This window comes from Levilactobacillus koreensis JCM 16448 (assembly GCF_001435525.1).
Taxonomy (GTDB): domain Bacteria; phylum Bacillota; class Bacilli; order Lactobacillales; family Lactobacillaceae; genus Levilactobacillus; species Levilactobacillus koreensis.
Genome location: NZ_AZDP01000086.1, coordinates 1 through 5,767, shown reverse-complemented (window position 1 = coordinate 5,767; position 5,767 = coordinate 1). Strand labels below are relative to the sequence as shown.

Here is a 5,767-nt window from a genome sequence, read left to right as displayed (position 1 = left end):
CAAGCAGAACGACGCGCCTGAGCCCATATCTGCCGACCTCTCGGCTTACACAGTGTTCGTAGGCGACGGAGGTAATGACTGTAACAGTCACTATCGATTGGACCGAGAGAGCTAAATTTCCAGGTTTTCCGACTGTTGTTGTGGTAAAGCACAGTCAAAGCCGGAGGAGGACAGGAATGCAGCCAGCCGTGGAGGTGGTGTTAGCTGGCGCTTCATCAGCCAGCTTACAGCACGGGCGACTTGGGAGACGCGCGGTCTTCGTGGCTTCAAAGCGAGCGAGAAGACTGGTGGTTTTCCAGTCTGAAGCGTCCCCACAGCAGGCGGAATCCCTGGCAGCCGCAGTGCGGCAATTTCACACTATCTTAATGGTTCGAATCCTTACTGATACTGGGGCGAGACAGGTATTTCAGCTTTCAACCTTTAGTCATATATGTTTAAGAGTGCAAAGCGGGTTTGGGACTTTTGTCTCAGGCCCTTTTTGCATAGCTTACGAACACGTCAAATGAATTTTCTGATATTTTTTTCCGGATACTTGGCGTAGTGAGAAAGCGTATGGTAGCACAGTAAAGTCTTACAGACAGGGAATCTAATTTGAAAAATAGCGGGTGTTAACCGCTTTGCTACGAAGGGGAGCAATCAGAGCCAGAGTGTCACCGTCTAGGTCAACCTTTGACTGAACCTAAATTGACCGTAGATATCGCGGCTTGGTGGGGTATAATAAGGGTTAGTATGAAAACGGATGATGGAGGTTGCTATGACACGCAAAGTAACGATTCGGGACCTTGCTGAAGCAGCGGGTGTTTCGGTAACAACGGTTTCACAAATTTTAAATGGTAAGGGTGAACGCTTTAGTCTCGATACGCGGCGGCGCGTCCATCACTTGCAAGAAGAATTGGGTTACGTTCCGGATTTTAATGCCCGAAACCTCATCATGAAGTCTGCTCAGACCATTGGTGTGCTGGTGCCTAACCTGGGGAACCCCTTCTTTAGCATGTTCATTCGTGGGGTCCAAGAGGCCAGTCGTGAACGTCACTTTATTCCCTTGATCTTTGGGGCCAATCATGATGAGAAACTTGAAAGCTACTATGTAGAGGAGCTCATTAAACGGGCTGTAGATGGCCTAATCATTGCCAGTGCATCGATCACGGCAGAGGCCATCGATAATATTCTCAAGAAAAACGGGATTCCTTACCTGTTGATCGACCAGAACGGTGGTCCTAGTTTAGACCGCATTCGGATCGATGATGAACAGGGGGGACAACTCGCGGCTGAACACTTACTGGCGTTAGGCCATCGCAAGATTGCGGTCGTGATGCCAGAACATCCGACTGACAATTTGGTGATTCGTCTGGCCGGATTTAAAGAACGCCTGGCTGAGGCCGGGGTCATACTGCCAGATTCAGCGGTCGTCATTTCACCCATGACGAAGTTGGGCGGCTATCAGGCAACGGCCGGGGTCATGGCGCAGAAGCCAACGGCGGTCTTTGCCATTAACGACGAAACGGCGTTGGGGTTGATGCGCGGGTTGCATGAACAGGGGTTGAGCGTGCCTACGGATATTTCCGTGATGGGTTACGATGACATTGATTTAGACGAATACGTTGTGCCGAAATTAAGCAGTATCCGTCAACCCGTTGTTACCATGGGCCAGCAGGCAACGACGTTATTGATCAATCGAATTCAAGATCAGCGGCAAGCAGCCCAGTTGGTCGACCTTCCCGTAGAGCTTCGGCAACGGGAGAGTACGGGGCCGGTGAAATAAATTTCATCTTTTTCTTGTAAGCCTTTTCGAAACATGATACGCTAGGGATAAGCAAAACGAATTGCCCGGCGTGTCGGCAATACGTAAAACGTTTTACAAACGGATAAATTGGTTAAGGAGTGAAGGTTAATTATGTCAAACAAAGTTACGGTTCTAGGTAGTCTCAACGTTGATACGACATTGCGGGTTGCCCGGATGCCACAGCCAGGGGAAACGCTATCCACTGAAAACAAGAGTAGTGCCGCTGGTGGGAAGGGTGCTAACCAAGCCGTTGCTGCAGCCCGTGCCGGTGCTGAAACACGGTTCATCGGTAAGGTTGGTAACGATGATGCGGGTCGTTTCATGGTTGAGTCTTTAAAGGACGATGGAATCGACACGAGTGCCATCATCACCGACCCAACGATTGGAACGGGGTCTGCCTTCATCTTACTTGACGAGGCAGGTCAAAACAGTATCTTAGTTTACGGTGGGTCTAACCAGCAGATCAAGGCTGAGGAAGTTATGGCTGTTGAAGACGAAATCGCTAAAGCCGACTTCTTGATCACTCAATTTGAAACGCCACAAGCTGCCACTTTGGCCGCCTTTACGGTTGCTAAGAAGCATCACGTGACGACCATCTTAAACCCGGCACCTGCCGCTAAGATCGACCCAGAAATCCTCAAGGTGACCGACCTAGTGGTTCCAAACGAAAGTGAAAGTGCCATTTTAACGGGGATCGAAGTGACCGACGAGGCCTCCATGGATGCTAACGCCGCTAAGTTCCGTGAATTGGGCGTTAAGAACCTGATCATCACCATTGGGAGTAAGGGTGCCTACTACGCAACCGCTGACGGCTCAGGCTTCGTGCCAGCCTTCAAGGTTAACGCTGTTGATACCACGGCGGCTGGGGATACCTTCATTGGTGCCCTGAGTTCACAACTGAAGCCAGACCTCAGCAACATTGCGACGGCCTTGGTCTTTGCACAACGGGCTAGTTCTCTGACCGTTCAAGGCCTGGGTGCAATGCCATCGATTCCAACGTTGGCTAAGATTGAAGCGGCCAGCAAGTAATCTCTTTCAGAAAACTAAATAGTTTCTATAACGACCTATACCAATTTTCTTGGTAAAAGGTCGTTTTTTTGTGTCTCGAGAACAACCGGTTGCAACATCTTTAAATTGGTATATCCAATATATTGATTTTTACAACTTAAAAACGCCTGCATGATAAGTTTTACAAAAGGGGTTGCTTAATTCGAGTTAAATTGGTATAGTTATGAAAGTCGATGGTGAGCGTCGATTCTACCGGTATGATTAACGTATAAAACTCATCTACCAATAACAGACGACCGGAATGGTCTGGTCGCTTAAAGTGAGGTTATTTCTGATGTTGAATGAAAAAGTAATGCAACAAGTAAGTTTTGATGACACAGACACTCTGGCCGTAACGGCGGTCCGGATGTTGAGCATGGACATGATTTCGCGGGCCCGTTCAGGCCATCCAGGGTTGCCGTTAGGGGCTTCACCGATGGCTTATGTTTTATTTTCCCGTCATTTACGGGTTGATCCGTCATTTCCGCAGTGGTTCAACCGGGATCGGTTTGTTCTCTCAGCGGGCCATGGTTCGGCCATGTTGTACAGTCTCTTACACCTGAGTGGATTTTCGGTGAGCCGAACGGACTTAATGAACTTCCGGCAATTGGGGAGTAAGACCCCAGGACATCCAGAACACGGTGTAACTCCAGGGGTGGATGCGACGACTGGTCCTTTGGGTCAGGGTATCGGGATGGCCGTGGGGATGGCTATGGCTGAAGCCCATTTAGCCGCAGACTACAACCAACCGAATTTAAACGTCGTCGATCACTATACATACGCTTTATGTGGGGATGGTGATCTGATGGAAGGGGTTGCAGCTGAATCTGCGAGTTTAGCCGGTCAATTGAAATTGAATAAATTAATCGTGTTATATGATTCTAATGACGTTTCGCTGGACGGACCGTTAAGCAATGCTTGTCATGATGACGTGGCGGAACGCTTCTTGAGTTATGGTTGGAATTATTCACGTGTGGCGGACGGCAATGATTTGGATGCAATTGATGATGCTATTACTGCGGCTAAGCAGAACCAAACGGGGCCAACCCTGATCGAGGTTAAGACGCAGATTGGGGCCGGGAGTCCAAATGCCGGTACGAATAAAGTTCACGGCGCGCCATTGAGTGCTGCCGACTTAGAGGCTACGCGGGCCACCTATGGTTGGGACAATGATCCCTTTACGGTGCCAGCAGCGGTGCATGAACGGTTTATGACGACGATCAAGGCGCGGGGCTGGGCCAGCCATCAGGAATGGTCGAACCTAATTACTCGCTACGCCACGGTTGACCCAGAATTGGCCAGTCAGTTTGCCAAGGGATTGAGCCAGGAAGCACCGGCCGACTTGACGGATCAATTGCCGATCTATTACAAGAAGGATAACTTGGCTTCACGAGCAAGCGGGAGTGAGGTCCTACAGAAGCTGAGTGCGGCCTTACCAAACTTGTGGGGTGGATCGGCCGACCTCTTTAGTTCGAATAAGACGGCGATTGCCGAGGATGACCGATTTAGTGCGGACAATCCCCGGGGTAGAAACTTATGGTTTGGTGTCCGTGAGTTTGCCGAAGCCGCTGCAATGAACGGAATCGCCTTGCACGGGGGGACCCGGGTTTATGGCTCAACGTTCTTCGTCTTCTCGGACTACATGAAACCAGCGATTCGGTTAGCCGCACTTCAAAAATTGCCAGTTATCTACGTCTTTACTCATGATTCATTAGCCGTCGGGGAGGATGGCCCGACTCATGAACCTGTGGAACAGCTCGCGGCGTTGCGGGCGATTCCTGGGCTGACGGTCTTTCGGCCAGCTGATGGTAACGAAACCGTGGCGGCCTGGCAAGCAGCACTACAGTCCGTTGATCACCCAACGGCGATTATCTTGTCACGACAAGGCCTACCAACGCTGCCACAGGCGGCTGCACGGGTTCGCAGTGGCGTTAAGCGCGGTGGTTACGTGGTACGCGACGCTCAAGGGGATGCGGAAGGTATTTTGATGGCGTCGGGGTCAGAGGTTAAGTTAGCCTTAGGCGCACAAGAGCAGTTAGCGGAAATGGGTCATGACGTGCGGGTCGTATCCGTTCCTAGCTTTGAGCAATTTAATGCCCAGTCGGCTGTTTACCGCGAACGAATTCTGCCAACCACGCTTCGGCGGCGTGTGGCGATTGAAATGGCAAGTGGTCTTGGTTGGTGCCAGTACGTCGGTCTCGATGGCGCCATGCTGACGCAGGAACAGTTCGGTGCCAGTGGGCCTGGTGAGCAGGTCATGGAAATGGCGGGCTTCACCGTTGACCGCGTGGTTCAAGCCTACTTAGGATTGAACTAAGGCTGATAAGGATGTTCTAAATGGTCGCGCTGCGGCTACCATGTATCAGTGGGAGATTTCGTAACGGAATACTAAATGAGGGACGCGAGCACGTAATTGGTTCGGGTCCCTTTCGTGGGTTAAAAAATGCTTTTTAAGTCAGCAATAAATGCGTCCGAATATTGGTAAGGCGAACACACACACGTTTTTAACAAGAAATATTGCAAACGTTTCCCGAAAATCTAGTAAGTTCGCAAAATTATTGGTATATTGGGGGTAAAGAAACTGGAGGCGGTTTTAATGGAAATTCGGCGGATCAAGGTGCCAACGGCGTTAGTGTGGGCGGCACCCTCAGCAGTGACCAAAACCGATCAGGCTTATTTAAAAACTGGCGATTTGGCGGCGTGGTTAGCGGCGCTTAAGCCAGCGGACAAGGATCGGTTAGCGGACAACGATAGCATCGTGACGGAGGCGTTGTTTAACGACCGCGTTGTCCTGGACCGTGTCGACGGCGACTGGGCTCACGTGTTTGTCACGCGGCAGGGCAATCGTCAGGAACGACGCGGCTATCCGGGTTGGGTCCCCGTGTGTGCGCCCGGCATGGGCGCTAACTAGGCGGTGAAAGTCCGCTGTGGACCGTA

The 5,767-nt window shown here is 50.9% G+C and carries 4 protein-coding genes; all 4 read left to right on the top strand.

The features are described from left to right. Window positions 1-754 precede the first annotated feature (754 nt). The 4 genes from rbsR to FC99_RS07510 all read left to right on the top strand — a co-directional run bounded on the left by rbsR (window position 755) and on the right by FC99_RS07510 (window position 5,741). On the top strand, window positions 755-1,762 hold the full coding sequence (gene rbsR / locus FC99_RS07525) for a ribose utilization transcriptional repressor RbsR (RefSeq protein WP_048735837.1): 1,008 nt from the start codon (window positions 755-757) through the stop codon (window positions 1,760-1,762). A 132-nt stretch (window positions 1,763-1,894) separates the two neighbouring features. Continuing rightward, window positions 1,895-2,812, top strand: coding sequence for a ribokinase (gene rbsK, locus FC99_RS07520; RefSeq protein ID WP_048735838.1), 918 nt, complete (start codon window positions 1,895-1,897; stop codon window positions 2,810-2,812). Between the two features lie 313 nt (window positions 2,813-3,125). Beyond that, window positions 3,126-5,147 carry a transketolase gene (gene tkt, locus FC99_RS07515; RefSeq protein WP_048735839.1) on the top strand — a complete coding sequence of 674 codons (2,022 nt, stop codon included), beginning with the start codon at window positions 3,126-3,128 and terminating at the stop codon, window positions 5,145-5,147. 279 nt (window positions 5,148-5,426) lie between these two features. Continuing rightward, window positions 5,427-5,741, top strand: coding sequence for a hypothetical protein (locus tag FC99_RS07510; protein ID WP_048735840.1), 315 nt, complete (start codon window positions 5,427-5,429; stop codon window positions 5,739-5,741). Window positions 5,742-5,767: the final 26 nt, after the last annotated feature.

What these genes read in the sequence shown, in the direction of transcription:
- rbsR (WP_048735837.1), top strand. Translation starts at nt 755, where the DNA reads ATGACACGCAAAGTAACGATTCGGGACCTTGCTGAAGCAGCGGGTGTT.
- rbsK (WP_048735838.1), top strand. Translation starts at nt 1,895, where the DNA reads ATGTCAAACAAAGTTACGGTTCTAGGTAGTCTCAACGTTGATACGACA.
- tkt (WP_048735839.1), top strand. Translation starts at nt 3,126, where the DNA reads ATGTTGAATGAAAAAGTAATGCAACAAGTAAGTTTTGATGACACAGAC.
- FC99_RS07510 (WP_048735840.1), top strand. Translation starts at nt 5,427, where the DNA reads ATGGAAATTCGGCGGATCAAGGTGCCAACGGCGTTAGTGTGGGCGGCA.